Annotated in this window: 15 protein-coding genes, 1 pseudogene and 1 riboswitch; of the genes and pseudogenes, 5 read left to right on the top strand and 11 right to left on the bottom strand. The window is 50.1% G+C overall.

What is annotated here, in order from left to right; translation table 11 throughout:
* Positions 1-2: 2 nt before the first annotated feature.
* Positions 3-210: riboswitch (yybP-ykoY riboswitch) on the bottom strand.
* A 198-nt stretch (positions 211-408) separates the two neighbouring features.
* The 4 genes from GBAG_RS11185 to manX all read right to left on the bottom strand — a co-directional run bounded on the left by GBAG_RS11185 (position 409) and on the right by manX (position 3636).
* Entirely contained in the window at positions 409-867 is a 459-nt protein-coding gene (locus GBAG_RS11185; protein ID WP_034495942.1) for a DUF986 family protein, read from the bottom strand.
* A gap of 58 nt (positions 868-925) precedes the next feature.
* Positions 926-1780: a PTS mannose transporter subunit IID gene (locus tag GBAG_RS11180; RefSeq protein WP_034495941.1), complete on the bottom strand. Its 855-nt coding sequence runs from the start codon at positions 1778-1780 to the stop codon at positions 926-928.
* Between the two features lie 12 nt (positions 1781-1792).
* Positions 1793-2593, bottom strand: a complete 801-nt coding sequence (locus GBAG_RS11175; protein WP_034455198.1) for a PTS mannose/fructose/sorbose transporter subunit IIC — start codon at positions 2591-2593, stop codon at positions 1793-1795.
* Positions 2594-2667: 74 nt separating this feature from the next.
* Positions 2668-3636, bottom strand: coding sequence for a PTS mannose transporter subunit IIAB (gene manX / locus GBAG_RS11170; RefSeq protein WP_034495940.1), 969 nt, complete (start codon positions 3634-3636; stop codon positions 2668-2670).
* A gap of 476 nt (positions 3637-4112) precedes the next feature.
* Between manX and yoaE the strand changes: the two genes are divergently transcribed.
* Entirely contained in the window at positions 4113-5678 is a 1566-nt protein-coding gene (gene yoaE / locus GBAG_RS11165) for a CNNM family cation transport protein YoaE (protein ID WP_034495939.1), read from the top strand.
* 1 nt (position 5679) lies between these two features.
* Here yoaE and GBAG_RS11160 read toward each other — a convergent pair whose 3' ends face one another.
* From GBAG_RS11160 to GBAG_RS11150, 3 genes are all read right to left on the bottom strand, one after another.
* On the bottom strand, positions 5680-7278 hold the full coding sequence (locus tag GBAG_RS11160; RefSeq protein ID WP_034495937.1) for an EAL domain-containing protein: 1599 nt from the start codon (positions 7276-7278) through the stop codon (positions 5680-5682).
* Positions 7279-7418: 140 nt separating this feature from the next.
* Positions 7419-8597, bottom strand: coding sequence for an amidohydrolase (locus GBAG_RS11155; protein WP_034495935.1), 1179 nt, complete (start codon positions 8595-8597; stop codon positions 7419-7421).
* A 10-nt stretch (positions 8598-8607) separates the two neighbouring features.
* Entirely contained in the window at positions 8608-9798 is a 1191-nt protein-coding gene (locus GBAG_RS11150; RefSeq protein ID WP_034495934.1) for an MFS transporter, read from the bottom strand.
* Positions 9799-9946: 148 nt separating this feature from the next.
* On the opposite strand from GBAG_RS11150, the gene GBAG_RS11145 reads away from it, so the two are divergent.
* Positions 9947-10855: a LysR substrate-binding domain-containing protein gene (locus tag GBAG_RS11145; protein ID WP_034495933.1), complete on the top strand. Its 909-nt coding sequence runs from the start codon at positions 9947-9949 to the stop codon at positions 10853-10855.
* Positions 10856-10911: 56 nt separating this feature from the next.
* On the opposite strand, the gene sdaA is transcribed toward GBAG_RS11145, so the two are convergent.
* From sdaA to pabB, 3 genes are all read right to left on the bottom strand, one after another.
* Positions 10912-12276, bottom strand: a complete 1365-nt coding sequence (gene sdaA / locus GBAG_RS11140) for an L-serine ammonia-lyase (RefSeq protein WP_034495931.1) — start codon at positions 12274-12276, stop codon at positions 10912-10914.
* Positions 12277-12552: 276 nt separating this feature from the next.
* Positions 12553-13131: a CoA pyrophosphatase gene (locus GBAG_RS11135; RefSeq protein ID WP_034495930.1), complete on the bottom strand. Its 579-nt coding sequence runs from the start codon at positions 13129-13131 to the stop codon at positions 12553-12555.
* 4 nt (positions 13132-13135) lie between these two features.
* The gene (gene pabB / locus GBAG_RS11130; protein WP_034495928.1) at positions 13136-14497 is read right to left on the bottom strand and encodes an aminodeoxychorismate synthase component 1; all 1362 of its coding nucleotides are present in this window, start codon (positions 14495-14497) and stop codon (positions 13136-13138) included.
* A gap of 109 nt (positions 14498-14606) precedes the next feature.
* On the opposite strand from pabB, the pseudogene GBAG_RS11125 reads away from it, so the two are divergent.
* A pseudogene (locus tag GBAG_RS11125) lies at positions 14607-14780 on the top strand (YoaH family protein); the annotation flags it as partial.
* A 116-nt stretch (positions 14781-14896) separates the two neighbouring features.
* Here the strand turns inward: GBAG_RS11125 and GBAG_RS11120 are convergent.
* Positions 14897-15241 carry a RidA family protein gene (locus GBAG_RS11120; RefSeq protein WP_034495925.1) on the bottom strand — a complete coding sequence of 115 codons (345 nt, stop codon included), beginning with the start codon at positions 15239-15241 and terminating at the stop codon, positions 14897-14899.
* Between the two features lie 128 nt (positions 15242-15369).
* Here GBAG_RS11120 and yoaA point away from each other — a divergent pair, with 128 nt between their 5' ends.
* Both yoaA and tsaB read left to right on the top strand, forming a co-directional pair.
* Complete coding sequence (gene yoaA / locus GBAG_RS11115) at positions 15370-17280, top strand: DNA repair helicase YoaA (protein ID WP_034495923.1); 1911 nt, start codon at positions 15370-15372, stop codon at positions 17278-17280.
* A 70-nt stretch (positions 17281-17350) separates the two neighbouring features.
* Positions 17351-18046 carry a tRNA (adenosine(37)-N6)-threonylcarbamoyltransferase complex dimerization subunit type 1 TsaB gene (gene tsaB, locus GBAG_RS11110; RefSeq protein WP_034495921.1) on the top strand — a complete coding sequence of 232 codons (696 nt, stop codon included), beginning with the start codon at positions 17351-17353 and terminating at the stop codon, positions 18044-18046.
* Positions 18047-18048: the final 2 nt, after the last annotated feature.

Genomic DNA, 18048 nt, shown 5'->3' with positions numbered 1-18048 from the left:
TAAAACGCCTCAGTTGGGAATATCCATATACACGCAATCCATCCCCAACTAAAACGATGGCTACGTGCCTATGGTCTCGCCTACTCAGCATCTGAGTCGTACATGCCACGTTATATTTCTGATTAAAAAATCTATTTAAACCAGTAACGAGTATGTTGACATGTACATTTTCGCAATCGCGAAAATCGGCTACTCCCCAACGACGGGCGCAACCTTAACATATTTTTCAAAGATAAAACAATTATTGAAAGCTATTATTGTTGACTTTTAAATGATAACGATTTTCATTTGCCTCGTCAGGTAATCAAAGCGTTAAAATAAAAGCACACTAACTGTGCGAAATAGCATCGGCTATATTTATGTGCTGTACAAAAAATATAGGAATATAGTCTTTGCTATTTCTATAATTTACTGATTATTAACCATTAATTTATAAATTCTTTCCAGGTCATCAATATCTTTGACCCGAATAAGCAAACGGCGTTGTTCCAATTGCATCACCAGTACACCATCTTCAGATAAATTCATTTCTTTAATACGGGAGTATAAAATCCACACGTTTGCAAAGAAGAAACCTTCTGATTTGAATAGCAGTTTAGGCTGGCGAATCCATGAAATATAAATAGCTAATAAAGCCAGAGCAGATAATAACCAGGTGGTGAGCGCAGTGCCATTGGTGGTGACGTTGTTGTAGATGAGGATTACGACCAGGCCAACGAAGATGCTGCTGTCGATACGATTACGGCGTAGTAGGGTGATTTTTAACAGGGTTTTGCCCTTGAGCTTATCCATAATGAATTCATCATAAATGGCCCAGCCAAGCAACAGCACGATAAATACCAGTAGAACGACATCTGTTAACGTCATGACACCTCCCAAAATAAAAAACCGGGGGCAGGCCCCCGGTTGTACTCAAATGCTCAAATTACAGACCCAGCAGGCCGATGGCATAACCGACGATACCGATAACGAAGAAGCCCATGATGATCCACAGCGCGTTGACTTTCTTACGCAGCAGCCACATACAAGCAAACGTTAACAGCAACGGTACAAGGCCAGGCATCAACTGATCAAGAATGGTTTGAACGGTGGTCACTTTAACTGCGCCAGTCTGGTCGGTTATCTTCGACACAACCAGCGGTATATTAACGTGCGTCCACTTGTTAACCAACGCCCCCATGACAAAGAGGCCGAGAATTGACGCCCCCTCTGTCAGTTTTTGCAGGAAGCCGCCGCCCATATCTTTAACGATATCAATACCTTTACGGTAGCCGTAAGCCACACCATAGTAACGGGTCAGCAAACGAACGGCATTGAACAGGATGAAGAACAGCAGTGGCCCAAGCAGGCTACCGCTCATCGCGATACCGGCACCCAGCGCTGCGAATACTGGACGTACAGTACCCCAGAAGATTGGGTCACCGACACCGGCCAGCGGCCCCATCAAACCAACTTTGATACCGTTGATGGCACCATCGTCAATTTCTGCACCATTTGCACGTTGTTCTTCCATCGCAAGGGTAACGCCCAGAACGGGAGCCGCTACATATGGATGGGTGTTAAAGAATTCCAGGTGGCGTTTAATCGCTTGTTTACGCGCATCGTTATTCTCAGGATACAGACGTTTGATGGCCGGAATCATTGAGAAGCAGAAGCCCAGCGCCTGCATACGTTCGAAGTTCCATGAACCCTGGAACAGGTTTGAACGCAGGAATACGCCACGAATATCACCTGGGGTGAGTTTTTTCTCGGTAGTCGTTGTTTTGGTGGTATCAACCATTTCGCTCACCTATTAATCTAATTCGTTATCGAGATCGTTAGCACCGGCTGCTGGCGCTGGTGCACCGGCGGAACGGTTGTATTTCGGGCTTAACTGGATGTACAGAATTGCCATCACAGCACCAATCACACCCAGTGCAACCAGGTTGAAGTTGGTGAAAGCCGCGGTAACGAAGCCCAGATAGAAGAATGGCATCAGGTAGCCTGCGCGCATCATGTTGATGACCATCGCATAACCCACAACAACAATCATGCCGCCAGCGATGTTCAGACCACTTGTCACCACTTCAGGAATGGCGTTCAACATGTTCTGTACTTCGCTTGTACCGACGGAAACCGCGACGATAACAGCAGGGATTGCGATACGCATTGCTTGCAAGAACAGGGAGGAAACGTGAATCCAGGACAGGGCCGATAAGTTGCCATTTTCGGCGGCCTTATCTGCTGCGTGCTGGAAGCCCACAGTGATGGTACGAACGATAATGGTCAGAACCTGGCCTGCTGCTGCCAGTGGAATGGCCAGAGCGATACCAGAACCGATGCCCTGGTGTCCGGCTATAACCAGAATGGTTGAGATAATCGACGCCAGAGCCGCATCGGGAGCAACCGCTGCACCGATATTCATCCAACCCAGAGCAATCATTTCTAACGTACCACCGATAATAATACCGGTTTTCATATCACCCAGTACCAGACCAATTAAGGTACAGGCGACCAGCGGACGGTGGAACTGAAATTCATCGAGCACCGACTCCATACCGGCAATACAGGCTACGACAAACACCAGCACAATCTGAAGAGTGGTAATCTCCATTGTACTTCTCCTTAAACGTGTGACTTATGTGTGAAAACTGAGCAAAACGTAGATTGAGCAAATTACCTGCGTAATTAGCTTTTCACCTTCGCGATCAGATCCATCATTTTCAATTTTTGATCGGTAGAAACTTTACGCGCTTCCAGCTCAATGCCGCGTTCGTTTAGTTTCTTAAAGGCTTCGATATCTTTTTCATCGACAGAAATCGCGTTATTCACCTGGGTTTTACCCTGACGGAACGCCATACCACCGATGTTCACTGACTTGATATTCACACCACCTTCTACGACGCGTTCAACGTCGGTTGGGTTGGTGAATAGCAGCATCACACGGTCGCCTGCATATTTCGGGTTATTCCACACGCGGATCATTTTAGCGACGTCAACGACGTGAGCCGTGACGCCTGGAGGAGCTACTTGCGTCAACAGTGTTTTACGCACGGTATCGGCTGCCACTTCATCACTGACGACAATAATGCGTGTTACGTTGGTTTCTTTGGTCCAGCGGGTTGCGACCTGCCCATGAATTAAACGGTCATCGATACGCGCCAGACCGATATTCATATAGTCATTTGGACCCATTGGCTTGAGCGGTGCTGCGGCTTTAGGTGCAGCAACTGGCGCAACGGGTTCAGCCTTTTCAACAGGTTTAGCTTTCAGGGCTTTTACTCCTTCACGGCCTGTTTCAACAGCGAGTGCCACTAACTCATCAAACGAAGGGTTATCATCACGGGCCATCAAGGTTTCAACTAGCATCGGAATATTGACCCCGGCGACGACCTCGTAATGCTCTTTATCGACGACAATACGGCTCGCCGCATTGAACGGGCTTCCGCCCCAGGTATCGACGAGAAACAGCACACCTTTGTCGGTGTTCAGGTTTGCCAGTTGAGCGTTGTACTTCTCGATTAGAGTTTCGGCGTTTTCACCGGGAACGAAATCTATCCAGCCAACGTTTTCTTGTTCGCCCAATAGCATTTCTGCGGTTTTCAGCAATTGTTCTGCTGCCCAGCCATGCGTGCCTATGACAATAGCAATAGTCACTTGCTACCTCCTGTGTTGGTATAGCCACACCCTTAAAAGGTGTTTTGTAGATTATCCGTTTCTCAAGCGAATCGATTCAGATAACGGTATGAGTAAAGATGTGTAACTTAAGACGGATTTATTTTAGTCAGTGAAAAAAATATTTTATGTGATGAAGATCCGTAATTTAGCTTTGCTAACAACTTAATGATTCGCCGGATAAATAATGAACGAGGTCAATGACAGAAAAATTGCAAAATCAGGTAAATCTTTGCAAAAGGGTATTTTGCTCTGATATTGTTTGCATCTCGTTTAATTACTAAGGAGTAAGGGGCAGTAGCCCACCGTATGGACCGTCACCGACGTCTTTTCAATCTCAGGTCTGAATGTTCAGCCCATCACAATGGCGTTTCACGCCTTATAAACATCTCAACACTACTCTCTGCGTCCGCGTTAAGCGTGATGCTGCTTAGTTATTCCCAAAGCAGGAGCTTGTCATGGAACTCTTAATGGATCCCCAGATTTGGGTGGGTTTACTGACGCTGATTGTGCTGGAAATTGTGCTGGGTATTGATAACCTGGTATTCATTGCCATTCTCGCGGATAAACTGCCGCCAAAACAACGTGATAAAGCCAGACTTATTGGTTTATCCCTTGCTTTGATAATGCGACTTGGTTTGCTGTCATTAATCTCATGGATGGTGACGCTCACGCAGCCGCTGTTTACCGTTGCAAATCTGACCTTCTCAGGTCGCGACCTCATCATGCTCTTTGGTGGCCTGTTCTTGCTGTTTAAAGCGACAACAGAGCTGCACGAACGGCTGGAAAATCGCCAGCACGATGACGGTCACGGTAAGGGCTACGCCAGTTTCTGGGTCGTGGTATTGCAGATTGTGGTATTGGATGCGGTGTTCTCACTGGATGCGGTCATTACCGCGGTGGGAATGGTCAACCATCTGCCAGTGATGATGGCGGCGGTGGTTATCGCAATGGGTGTGATGCTGTTGGCATCGAAACCGTTAACGAACTTTGTTAACCAACACCCGACGGTAGTGGTGCTGTGCCTGAGCTTCTTATTGATGATTGGTCTGAGTCTGGTAGCAGAAGGCTTCGGCTTCCATATTCCTAAGGGCTATTTGTACGCTGCGATTGGTTTCTCGATAATCATCGAGTTCTTTAACCAGATTGCGCGTCGCAACTTTATCCGCCATCAGTCGAATGTGCCGCTGCGCGCCCGTACGGCTGATGCGATTTTGCGCCTGATGAACGGCAAACGGCAGACGCGTCCGCAAAATCAACATGAAGACCACAAGACGATCACGCCAATTGAAGCAGAATCTTTTGCTGAAGAAGAACGTTATATGATTAACGGCGTGCTGACGCTGGCTTCTCGTTCGCTGCGCAGCATCATGACGCCACGCGGTGAGATCTCCTGGGTTGATGCCGATAAATCGAAGGCTGAAATCCGTGAGCAATTACTGGAATCACCACACAGTTTGTTCCCGGTTTGCCGAGGCGAACTTGATGAAATCATCGGTATCGTGCGTGCTAAAGAGTTGCTGGTGGCGCTGGAAAATAACGGTGATGTGGCCGCCATTGCGGCACAATCACCAGCGATTGTGGTGCCTGAAACGCTTGACCCTATCAACCTGTTAGGTGTGTTGCGTCGTGCTCGCGGCAGCTTTGTTATAGTGAACAACGAGTTTGGTGTGGTGCAGGGGCTGGTCACGCCGCTGGATGTTCTTGAAGCGATTGCCGGTGAGTTCCCTGATGCTGACGAAACGCCAGAAATCGTCCGCGATGGCGACGGTTGGCTGGTGAAAGGTTCAACTGACCTGCATGCGATTCAGCAGCACCTGGATATCAATACCCTGGTTGACGATGACGAAAATATCGCATCGATTGCGGGACTTGTTATTGCGGTAAATGGTCAAATCCCGAAAGTGGGCGACATCATTGAAATTGCTCCGCTTCGAATCCAGATAGTTGAAGCCAATGATTACCGCGTGGATCTGGTCCGCGTGGAAAAAGAACGCTCTGAACATGAAGACGAAGAAGAGTGATTTAGCGTAGCGGGATAATCGGCACCGGGTGTCCCTTACGTCGCGGAGGGGGAGTGTTATTCCCCCTCAGCCAACGCGGAAACTCGCTCAATGGCATTGGTCGCGCAAATAAATAACCCTGTAAAACATTCACGCCGCGGCGGCGCAGATATTCTGCCTGCTGCTGCGTTTCTACTCCCTCCGCCACCAAATCAATTCCCAGTCGTTGTGCCAGCGCGATGATGATGTCAGTGACCGTTGAGTTAACCGCATCTGTGCCAATCGCCGCCGTAAACGACTTATCAATTTTCAGCACATTAGGATTTAGCGTTTCCAGATACGCCAGGGAACTCTGCCCGGTGCCGAAATCATCAATGGCTAAATCCACCCCCATCCGGTGCAAGTCACGGACTACGCGGTGATCGACATCCGGTAAAGCGTCGCGCTCGGTTAACTCTAATGTCAGCTTTTGAATGGGTTGAGACGGAAACCAATGGCGGCGAAGATCGTTGATAATTTCACCTTCATGAAAATGGCTGGCGGCGACGTTAATACCAATGTGGAAGTCACGTGATTTGGGGAAAATATCGATTTGACGAATCGTTTCCTCAAGGACAAAACGGGTCAACGGGGCGATTAAATTTTGCTGTTCAGCAAGGGGAATAAAGACATCTGGCGAGATCCATCCCTGACGCGGATTATGCCATCGCAGCAGCAGCTCTACCCCGACACACTGCAAATTACGTGCGCTCATTAGTGGCTGACAAAATACCTCAAATTCATGTGAGGCCAATCCAACATTAATTTCCCATGAAAAACTCATGCGATTGGCTGTCGCAAGCCAGGCGATGTAACCGATTAGCATACTGAGGATCAGCGCCAGTGGGAGTTGTGTCGGCAAGTTGCCTAATGCCATAGCGCCTGCTGCGGGGCCAATAGTGGTGACGGAAAACGCGAATTTTTCAGAAGCCATTTCATGGCTAACCTGTCCTTCATCCACGCTAATTCTCTGCAATAATCCTTTGCCATATTCAAGATGCGAATCTGAAACATTCAGTATTGCGCGTGATACCCACGGGCGCTCAGGTTCAAGAATTAATCCGGTCAGCAACTCAATATTGATTATCTGCATCACACCATCGTGGCGACTGTTTGCCAGCGGGATCCAGGATAATAAAATCGGCGTTCCTTTCAATAATGAATGGTCGATTGTAAGAAATAACAGCGGCTGCGTGGAGGGAAGTCGGGGTTGCAGCAGGTGAACCGGCACGGCCCGTGCACCAAAAATGCTTGAGCAATAAAGAATGTCGTCCTTAATCAGTCCGATAGATCGCACCGTTTGCAAGCGCGCGGCATGCTCGCGCATTTTTAACTGCGCGACCTGGCAGGACATTCCCACTAACGGCATGACATCTTTATTGGCCTGCTCGAGTGGGACAAGAATACTTTCCAGCGTGCTAATGACACGTTGATTAAACGCCTGCCTCCGCTGTTCATTTACGTTGCGTTCGGAAACGTAGCGGGCGCTGAGAGTCAGGAAGAGTGCCAGAACAGCTAACGCAACACAGACAATTAAACGCCTGCGGCGATAACCTCTTAAAATGCGTTGAGCCGTCTGCATTCTGTTTGCACCTTGTATGTAACCGCGACCGAAATCGGCACGCAGAACATACAAAGTGTAGTAGGGGATTAGACTTACGTTGTGAAAATCATGCTTTATCGTGACCGGGCAGCACCGATTAATACGTGTTGCCCGGTACATTAACTCACGATAAGCGGGCTAATCAGACTGAGATGCGTTTTAACGCCCACTTTCATCGCATCTTCATCTAACAGGAAATGAGGATTATGGACATTCCACACGGCACCTTTTTCCGGGTTTCGACATCCTACGAAAATAAAACAGCCGGGAACATGTTGCTGATAAGACGAGAAATCCTCGCTGCCAAATAGCGGTGTTGTCACCGTTTGCAGCGTCTGTTCCGGGAAATGTTGTTGAATAACGTTGCGCGCAATTTCACATGCCTGGGGATGGTTATTACCGACCGCATAACCCGATTGCCACTCAATTTCAAAGCTGGCGCCATGAGCGGCAACGATTCCGGCAATCACTTGCTGCATCAGCTGAGGAACTAACTCACGAACCTGCTGATTGTGCGTACGCAACGTGCCTGCAAGGCGGGCACTATTGGGGATAACGTTGTAACTTTCGCCCGACTGGAAGGTGGCGATGGTTAAAACTGGCGCGTGCAGCGGGTCCAGTTTGCGTGCGACGATTTGCTGCAAAGCGCTGACGATTTCGGCCCCGATAACAATCGGGTCAACGCACAAATGGGGCATTGATCCGTGCCCGCCTTTCCCGGTGATAACAATATCGAAATTATCACTCGACGCGCTGAATACGCCTTCTTTCAATGACAGGGTTTGCGTGGGTTTATCGGGCATGACATGCAGACCGAAAATGTATTCCACATTTTCTAATACGCCAAGATTCACCAGTTCCTGTGCGCCACCCGGCGGCACTTCTTCGGCATGCTGAAAAATAAAGCGCACCGATCCTTTGAGCTGGTCCTGGAAATGGCAAAGCACTTTTGCCGCTCCCATTAACATGGCGCTATGCGCGTCATGTCCACAGGCGTGCATCACGCCAGGCTTGCACGAGGAGAAGGTTTCCCCGCTCTCTTCCTTAAGAGGAAGCGCGTCAATATCTGCCCGTAGCGCCCACACCGGGCCAGGATGTTTTCCGCGTAATTCGGCGACCACGCTGTTAGGGGTTAAGCGGCGTAATTCAAGAGGACCAAAGCTTGCAAGCTCAGCGGCAATATAATCTGCGGTGGCCTTTTCCTGGAAAGACAGATCAGGATTCGCATGAATATGCTGGCGCCAGCGAGACACATCATGGGCAACTTCTTCGGTCAGAATATCAATATTGAAAGTCATAATGGCTCCATTATTCGGTCACTGTGTTTAGCGCGGTTTTCTTTGCCATCAGCGGTATGACGGCAAGTGCGGCACAAATCATCGACAAAGATAAGAAGATAAAAGTGGTGTAGTAGTCCTGGCTGATGCCAATCAGATAACCCATCACAATCGGTGAGACGAATCCGCCCAGCGTACCGCCCGTGTTAATCAGGCCAATCGCCGCTCCCATGGTTTCAACCGGCAGCCGTTTCATTGGCAGGGTGAAGGCGGTAACAAAGCTGCCCATTAAAAAGACCTGACCTAAAAACAGGAACACGCTGGCCGCTATCGGGGAAGCCATGTGGTAAATCGTGAAGATGCACAGTGCGCTGGCAATGGCGCAGGCAACAATCACCAACGGTTCGCGGCCCTGGAAATACTTGCCGACCAACCAACCGGTTCCCAGGGAGGAAATCCAAATACCTAAACCACCTGCCGCAATAACCAGACCAGAGGTTTCAAGTGGCATATGGCGTTGCTGGACTAAAAACTTAGGCAGCCACGCCATCAGGCCATAGCTTGGAATATTGATGCAGAAAATAGAGACAAACAGCAGAACCACGGTTGGGTTTTTGAGTTGCGTGCGATAACTGACGGTAGATGCTGTTTTGGCTGCAACAGGCGGTTTTTGTACCAGCATAAAAATAACAATCGCGACGGCGCACGCCAGCAAACCTAAACCCGCGAACGAACCTCGCCAGCCGATATGCGTCAAGGCACTGACTGCCACCATCGGGCCGATTGTCATCGCAAGTCCTGCCGATGACAGCAGAATTGATTGTGCAAAAGTCCTTTTCTCAATGCTGAAATTAGTCACGACGGCTTTGGCGCAGGAGCACGGATAGCCTGAATGGCCAATCCCGGAGAGAAAGCGGAACACAATCAACATGCCAAAACTTAATCCCAACACACCAAAGCACAAGGCAAACCCGCCTAGCAAGCAAAGTGAAGCAACCAGCATGGTACGAAAACCGATGCGGTCATTCAGCCAGCCTGCGGGAATTTGAAACAGCGAATAAGACAGAAAGAAAATGCCGGTGATGTAACCCAGTTGTTGAGTTGAAACACCAAACTCTTTTTCGATGGGCAATAATGCGAAGCCCATCACCGTTTTATCTATATAGACAATGACATAGCCCAGAAATAACAGGAAAATCATCAAGGAGTGATTCTTTTTCATTATGCGGACCCTTATGCGGAATTCCGTCCCAGTGGGCGAGTTGCCCCGGTTCAGACAACAAACGTTGATATCTATATAAGCAGTGCGGGTAACCCGGCAAAAGATGCAATTTTGTTTGGGGTGATGCTTTTTGTTGATAGGGGGTGCGATGAAATATTTACCGAAAATGCAGCAGCTACATGTCTTCAGGCAGGTAGTACGCAGCCGCAGCATTCGCGGAGCAGCGAGGGTCATGGGGCAGTCTCAGCCCGCAGTAAGCCGCACGTTACGAGAGCTGGAGCAAGTTTTATCCGCACAACTTTTTTTACGCGGTAACGAAGGCATCACCTTAACGGAAGCGGGAGAGGCATTTGCCCGTCGTGCTGAGTGGATTCTGGAGGAGTTGCAACGTGCCGCAGAAGAAGTGGAGCAAATTAACCACTTTTCCCAGGGCAAGTTGAATATTGGTTTTTCTTCACTGATCGCGCTAAGTGTGTTTCCCGCGGTGGCTGACAGTTTTAAATCGCGTTTACCGCAGGCCAGTTTGCATATCAAAGAAGGGCAACTGGCGACCTTACTTCCTCTGTTGCAACAGGGGGAACTGGATTTAGCAATAGGCACCATTAATCCGGCTAAAGTGCCTGAAGATGTGATGGTCGAACCGCTTTTTAGCGCGCCATTTTGTGTGATTGCAAGGCGGGATCATCCGCTGGCCGATGCCACTTCGCTTGCACAATTGAGAAGGGCGAAATGGTTATTGCCGGAAGCCAATATTGGCTATTACCAGCAGCTTCAGGATGAGCTGAACGAATTTTATGGTCAGATGCATGAAGCACCGATTCGCACGGATTCAGTGATTTGCGGGCTGAATATGGTGTTGCACTCGGATTATCTGACGATTGTCGCCAGAGCGATGAGCACGCCGCTATTTTTGCAGGACCGGCTAACCGTGTTGCCAATCACCACGCTTCCGTCGGCGCAATATTGCGTCATCTGGTCACAGAAATCTGATTTGACGGCAACAGCGCGCCAGTTTTTATTAGCGCTTCGTCAGCAGTGCCAGAATTACGCGTGGTAGATATAAAAACGGCCCTCTTTGCAGAGGGCCGGAAGGGGATGAGTCACACGGGACGGTTAGTCACACTGAACCTTGATGGCCAGGCCGCCACGTGACGTTTCACGGTATTTGGAGTTCATGTCTTTGCCAGTTTCGTACATGGTTTCAATCACTTTATCGAGAGAAACACGCGGCTCGCTGGTGCGGCGCATCGCCATACGGGTGGCGTTAATCGCTTTAACCGACGCGATGGCGTTACGTTCGATACATGGCACCTGAACCTGGCCTGCGACCGGGTCACAGGTCAAGCCAAGGTTGTGTTCCATGCCGATTTCCGCTGCAACACAAACTTGCTCCGGACTCGCGCCGAGAATCTCAGCAAGCCCTGCGGCAGCCATAGAACAGGCCACGCCGACTTCACCCTGGCAGCCCACTTCAGCACCCGAAATTGACGCATTCATTTTATAAAGCGCGCCAATCGCACCGGAGGCGAGGAAGTAACGAATATAGGTATCCGGGCTTACCGACTCGATAAAGTGGTCATAGTAAGCCAGAACAGCCGGAACGATTCCGCACGCGCCGTTAGTCGGGGCGGTGACAACACGTCCGCCCGCAGCGTTTTCTTCGTTAACCGCCAGTGCAAACATGTTTACCCAGTCGATCACGTTCATCGGGTCGTGAGACAGTTTATCGCTGGAAACCAGCATACGACGCAGTGCGGAGGCGCGGCGCGGCACACGCAATGGGCCAGGCAGCACGCCTTCGGTATTCACACCGCGATCGATACAGGCACGCATGGTTTGCCAGACGTTAGCAAAATACTCTTCGATTTCTTTACGGCTGTGCAGAGCCAGCTCGTTCTGCATAATCACGCCAGAAAGGGACATGCCTGTCTCTTTACAATGGTTGAGCATCTCTTCGGCGGAATTGAATGAGTAGGGTACGACAATTTCGTTAGCGGCATCTTTGCCGAAGTTTTCTTCATCAACGATAAAACCGCCGCCGATAGAATAATAGGTCTTTCTGTAGATCTCTTGCTCGCCATTAAAGGCGTGGATGGTCATGCCGTTTTCATGCAGAGACAGGTTGTCATTGCGGAAACACATGCCGGAGTCTTTCGGGAAATCGACTTCATGACGACCCTGGGCAAGCCACAAGCGGTTACGAGTTTCAACATCACGAATAAACGCCGGGATAGAGTCGATATCAACGGTAGCAGGTTCGTTACCTGCAAGACCCATGATAATAGCAATATCGGTATGGTGCCCTTTGCCTGTCAGAGAGAGAGAACCGTAAACGTCGACACTGATACGGGTCGTCATTTCCAGTAATTCTTTTTCGACCAGGTCATCGACAAACAACTTACCGGCCTTCATTGGACCGACGGTATGGGAACTGGATGGCCCAATGCCTACCTTGAACATGTCGAATATGCTAATCACGCTAAAACTCCTTTCAGGACACCGGCTAAATAAAATTTGCTGCTGCAAAATCGCAGCTGGCTAGTTTAAAAATTTATTGGTCACCGTGGTAAACTATTCACATGAATTAAACTAATGGTTAACCGTAGCTTGACTAATCCGGCCTGTAGAGTGCGTTTCCAGGGAGAACGGTGGCAGCGGTATCCATCAATTCATTACCCATTTCATCTATATGGGAATGAAACCACAACGAGACACTCTGCTAAATATAGCTGGTTTCTCAGGATTAAAGAGTGATCAGGGTTCCACACCTATCTGTAAAGCTAACTCACGGATAATTCCGGCCGTCATCCCCCAGACAAAGTAGTGTTGATACCAGGAAAGCCAGACGCGGTGGGCATTGCCACGGCGGTGAATATCCAGCGGATGGTAACGCCCAAGAGTTAATGCTTCCATTAACGGCATTTCAAACACGGCGGCCACTTCGTCTTCACTGGCTTGATAAGGCAAATTGGGAGGGATGATGCCCACGACGGGCGTGACCTGAAATCCCGTGACGCTATCCACAGGGGGGAGTGTGCCAATCACTTCAACGCTGTCTGGCGAGATAGCGACTTCTTCCCAGGCTTCGCGCAGTGCCGCAGCAATCAAAGACTCGTCGGTGTCGTCCACCGCGCCGCCTGGGAAAGCAACTTGCCCCGCATGTTTGCGCATCAACGCCGAGCGCTGTGTCAGCAAAAGCCCGGGCTGTGGACGACGCACGATAGGGATCAACACTGCGGCCTGGCGTTTATTACCGCTTACGCGGGGGACAGGCGGTTGCAGCAGCTGAAAACGGGATAAAAAATCATTCATGCTCAGGGACGAACCAGACATCACTTCAACTCTCTAGTTGCGGCAAGATACGATTAACTTTATCAAAAGTTTCCTGATATTCCGCAGATTCAACACTATCGGCCACAATGCCGCCACCTGCGGAGCAATATAATTTCCCCCCTTCAGCGGTGAGCGTTCGGATAGTAATACTGGTGTCCATATTGCCGCAGAAGCTCAGATAGCCAATGCTTCCACACCATGCGTTGCGGCGCTGAGGTTCCAGTTCTTCAATCACTTCCATCGCTCGTACTTTCGGCGCGCCGGTAATCGAACCGCCAGGGAAACACGCTCTCAGCAGATCTGTCGCCTGTAAATGCGCAGGCAACTGTGCGGTGATCGTGCTGACCAGATGATGCACCGCCGGGAAGGGTTCGACGACAAACAGTTCCGGGACTTTTACGCTGCCGGGCACGGCAACGCGACCAATATCATTGCGCAGCAAATCCACAATCATCAGGTTTTCAGCACGATCTTTCGGTGAATTTGCCAGTTTTTCAGCCTGCTGTGCATCGGCAACAGGGTCTTCAAGACGCGGCAGCGTGCCTTTTATCGGGCGCGTCTGGATCATCTTATCTTCAAGCAGAATAAACCGCTCTGGCGACAGGCTCAAAACGGCGCTTTCCGGTAAACGAATAAAGGCACTGAACGGTGCTCGGTTCGCCGCGTTCAGGCGCTCGAACGCTTGCCACTCATCGCCTTCATAACAGGCATGAAAACGTTGCGCGAGGTTGACCTGATAGCAGTCGCCGCTTTTGAGATATTCCTGTACCTGACGGAATTTAAGTCCATACTGCTCGCGGGTCATATTGGACTGCCATGCGCTGGTCAGATGGAACGGCATGTTTGCGACGGGAACCTGAGACTCAAGCCAGTTGAGTCGGGCTGAATTGTCTCCCCAGCAAACCAGCGTGAGCATTTTTAAATGATGGTCAGCAATAAGTGCCCAGTCATAAATACCCACCGCCATGTCCGGTGTAGTGAGTTCAGCCTGCGCATATTCAGGCAATTTTTCAAAATGACGTCCGAGGTCGTAACCGAACAAACCCAGCGCTCCCCCTAAAAAGGGCAAGTCCGCGTGTGTTGCGGGTTGATAACCAAAGCTATCCAGCGTGTGCTGTAACAATTTTAGCGGACAACCATGATGCGCTGACTGCACATCTGCTTTGCAAATTGTGGTTTCCGCCCCGCGTGTGACCAACGTTGCGACAGGGTCCGCTGCCAGAATATCAAAACGATTATGCGGATGGTCAGCGAAGCCAGAATGCAACAGCATGGCCCAGGGTTGATGTGCCAACGCTTTGAAAGTCTGTTGAACAGCATCCGGATGCCACGGCAAAGTTTGATAAGTTAGAGTTTGCAACGTCATAAACCACAACTAGAAAATAGACAGATAACCCTGCCAGACCAGGAAACCCTCTGGAAACCCCGACAGCAGCGTGAAATAATTAACCCAGGCAATGTAACAGGAGTCGAAAATGTTTGCAGGATTACCCTCATTATCCCATGAGCAGCAGCAGAAAGCAGTCGAGAGAATTCAGGAACTGATGGCCAACGGAATGAGCAGTGGGGAAGCTATTACGCTTGTCGCGGCAGAAATTCGTGCCACTCACACCGGTGAAATGGTTGCCGTTCGCTTTGAAGATGACGATGTTGGTGACGCTGAAAGCGATGAAGAAAACGAAAGTGACGACGATGAAGAAAGATACGTCGATCATTATGAAGAGAACGATGACGATAAGTGACGTGGGCAGTAGCCCACGCCAATTTAAACTGCTGCGATAATCTTAATTTCTACTTTGTAACGCGGGTTCATCAATTTTGCCTGAACGGTACAACGTACCGGCGCATGACCCGCGACAACCCACTCGTCCCAGGCTTTATTCATGGCTGCAAAATCACTGCCTTCTGGCAGGAAAATAGTGGCATCAAGGATTTTGCTTTTATCACTGCCTTGCTCAAGAAGCACCGTGTCGATTTGCGCCAGGGTATTGGCGGTTTGCTCGTAAGCATCCGCATCCAGGTTTTCTGGCACGCCGGTGTAGTAAAGGGTGTGGTTATGGATGACCGCATCAGACCAACGCGCTTCCGGTTTTATACGCACAATACTCATCACTGTTTCCTTTTCAGCTCATTCATAATGCGCAACAGACTGCCACAATCCGCCGGGCGCTTCCACCGGCTTGCTGGATTAACACCGCTCAGGCTGACATAATACTGTCAATAAACCCAGGGGGTATTGTGACAGACGATTTTGCAGCAGACGGCCAACTCGCCACGGCGATAACTGGTTTTAAACCGCGTGAACCGCAGCGCCAGATGGCAGAAGCCGTCACCAAAGCTATCGCTTCCGGGCGTGAGCTGGTGGTAGAAGCGGGTACCGGGACCGGTAAAACCTATGCGTATCTTGCTCCGGCTCTGCGCTCAGGCAAAAAAGTCATTATTTCAACGGGTTCAAAGGCTTTGCAGGATCAGCTTTTTTCGCGTGATTTACCCACCGTTGCCAAAGCACTGGATTTCAAAGGACGGTTGGCTCTGCTCAAAGGGCGTTCCAACTATCTGTGTCTCGAGCGTTTAGAGCAAAATGCGTTGGCAGGCGGTGATCTCCAGGTCCAGACGCTAAGTGAGATCGTTAAGTTGCGCGGTTGGGCGATTGAAACCGTAGATGGTGATATCAGCACCTGCACCAGCGTGGCGGAAGATTCTAACGTCTGGCCATTAGTCACCAGCACCAACGATAACTGCCTGGGGCAAGACTGCCCGCTTTATAAAGACTGCTTTGTAGTAAAAGCGCGTAAAAAAGCCATGGACTCTGACGTCATCGTGGTCAATCACCATCTCTTTTTGGCTGATATGGTGGTGAAAGAGGGCGGTTTCGGTGAACTCATTCCCGAAGCGGAAGTGATGATTTTCGATGAAGCGCATCAAATCCCGGATATCGCCAGCCAGTATTTTGGGCAATCGGTATCGAGCCGACAACTGCTCGACATCGCCAAAGATATTTCGATTGCTTATCGCACCGAAGTCCGTGACGCCCAGCAACTACAGAAAAGTGCCGACCGTCTGGCACAAAGCACTCAGGATTTCAGGCTGAAACTCGGCGACCCGGGTTATCGCGGCAATTTGCGCGAACTGTTAGCCGAACCCTCTATCCAACGCGCATTGTTATTGCTCGATGATGCGCTTGAGCTTTGTTATGACGTGGCGAAAATGTCGCTGGGTCGTTCCGCTTTGCTTGATGCAGCTTTTGAACGGACGGTGATTTTACGCGGGCGAATCAAACGCCTGAAAGAAGTCGACACGCCGGGCTACAGCTACTGGTATGAATGCAATTCGCGCAATTTCACGCTGGCGTTAACGCCGCTATCCGTTGCGGATAAATTCAAAGAAGTGATTAGTGAAAAAGCAGGCACCTGGATTTTCACTTCCGCAACACTTTCGGTTAACGACAAACTCAGCCACTTTACCGACCGTCTCGGTATTGATAATGCAGAGACTCTGCTGCTAGCCAGCCCGTTTGATTACGCCACTCAGGCGTTGCTGTGTGTGCCGCGCGGCTTACCGACACCCAACCAACCCGCCGCAGGTAAGCACCTGGCAAAATTGCTTAAGCCGTTGATTGAAGCCAACAATGGCCGCTGCTTTATGCTGTGTACTTCCCACGCCATGATGCGCGATTTGGCCGAACAGTTTCGCGCCACGATGACCTTGCCGGTTTTACTGCAAGGTGAAACCAGCAAAGGCCAGTTGTTGCAGCAATTTGTCGATGCGGGAAATGCTCTGTTGGTGGCGACCAGTAGTTTCTGGGAAGGGGTGGACGTGCGTGGTGATGCACTTTCATTAGTGATAATCGATAAACTGCCGTTTACCTCGCCGGAGGATCCCTTACTCAAAGCGCGTATGGAAGATTGTCGTTTGCGTGGCGGGGAACCGTTTGATGACGTGCAACTTCCGGATGCCGTGATCACCCTGAAACAGGGCGTGGGGCGCTTAATCCGCGATGTTGATGACCGGGGCGTGCTGGTGATTTGCGATAACCGACTGGTGATGCGTCCATACGGCGCCGTATTCCTTAACAGCCTGCCAGCGACGCCGCGCACACGCGATATTAATCGGGCAGTAGAGTTCCTTAAGTTCCGACCGGAGCAGTAATTTGTGCCAGACTATGGTATGATGCGCGCCGATTTTTGACCCTATTTTCCCGCCAGAGGTTGGCAATACCATGCGAATTTTAGCCATCGACACTGCGACAGAAGCTTGTTCAGTTGCCCTGTATAACGAAGGGAAGTCTAGCGCCCATTTTGAACTCTGCCCACGCGAACACACGCAACGCATTCTTCCGCTGGTGCGTGACATCCTCAATGAAGGTGGCGTTGGTCTGACCGCATTGAATGCGCTTGCTTATGGCCGTGGCCCAGGTAGTTTTACCGGTGTGCGCATTGGCATTGGCATTGCTCAAGGGCTGGCTCTGGGTGCTGAATTACCGATGATTGGTATTTCGACTCTGGCTACCATGGCGCAAGGTGCCTGGCGAATGACAGGTGCAACCCGTGTACTGGCCGCAATTGATGCGCGAATGGGTGAAGTCTACTGGGCTGAATACCAGCGCGATGAAAACGGCGTGTGGCACGGTGAAGAAACAGAAGCGGTCTTAAAACCTGAAGCGGTTGCCGAGCGATTGAAACAACTTCAGGGGGAATGGGCTACAGTCGGTACAGGTTGGCAAGCCTGGCCGGATATGGCGCAGGGAAGTGAACTGGTCATCCGTGATGGCGAAGTGACGCTTCCTGCGGCTGAAGATATGTTGCCTCTGGCAATTCAGGCATTAAATGATGGTTGTACGGTGGCGGTAGAACATGCCGAACCGGTATATCTGCGTAACGAAGTGACATGGAAGAAACTTCCAGGCAGAGAATAGTT

The sequence above is a fragment of the Buttiauxella agrestis ATCC 33320 genome, assembly GCF_000735355.1.
Taxonomy (GTDB): domain Bacteria; phylum Pseudomonadota; class Gammaproteobacteria; order Enterobacterales; family Enterobacteriaceae; genus Buttiauxella; species Buttiauxella agrestis.
This window is presented reverse-complemented; position numbering and strand designations above follow the sequence as displayed.

Bases quoted from the DNA above. Each gene is read 5' to 3' on its own strand.
- GBAG_RS11185 (WP_034495942.1), bottom strand. From the start codon at position 867: ATGACGTTAACAGATGTCGTTCTACTGGTATTTATCGTGCTGTTGCTT.
- GBAG_RS11180 (WP_034495941.1), bottom strand. From the start codon at position 1,780: ATGGTTGATACCACCAAAACAACGACTACCGAGAAAAAACTCACCCCA.
- GBAG_RS11175 (WP_034455198.1), bottom strand. From the start codon at position 2,593: ATGGAGATTACCACTCTTCAGATTGTGCTGGTGTTTGTCGTAGCCTGT.
- yoaE (WP_034495939.1), top strand. From the start codon at position 4,113: ATGGAACTCTTAATGGATCCCCAGATTTGGGTGGGTTTACTGACGCTG.
- GBAG_RS11160 (WP_034495937.1), bottom strand. From the start codon at position 7,278: ATGCAGACGGCTCAACGCATTTTAAGAGGTTATCGCCGCAGGCGTTTA.
- GBAG_RS11155 (WP_034495935.1), bottom strand. From the start codon at position 8,597: ATGACTTTCAATATTGATATTCTGACCGAAGAAGTTGCCCATGATGTG.
- GBAG_RS11150 (WP_034495934.1), bottom strand. From the start codon at position 9,798: ATGAAAAAGAATCACTCCTTGATGATTTTCCTGTTATTTCTGGGCTAT.
- GBAG_RS11145 (WP_034495933.1), top strand. From the start codon at position 9,947: ATGAAATATTTACCGAAAATGCAGCAGCTACATGTCTTCAGGCAGGTA.
- GBAG_RS11135 (WP_034495930.1), bottom strand. From the start codon at position 13,131: ATGTCTGGTTCGTCCCTGAGCATGAATGATTTTTTATCCCGTTTTCAG.
- pabB (WP_034495928.1), bottom strand. From the start codon at position 14,497: ATGACGTTGCAAACTCTAACTTATCAAACTTTGCCGTGGCATCCGGAT.
- GBAG_RS11120 (WP_034495925.1), bottom strand. From the start codon at position 15,241: ATGAGTATTGTGCGTATAAAACCGGAAGCGCGTTGGTCTGATGCGGTC.
- tsaB (WP_034495921.1), top strand. From the start codon at position 17,351: ATGCGAATTTTAGCCATCGACACTGCGACAGAAGCTTGTTCAGTTGCC.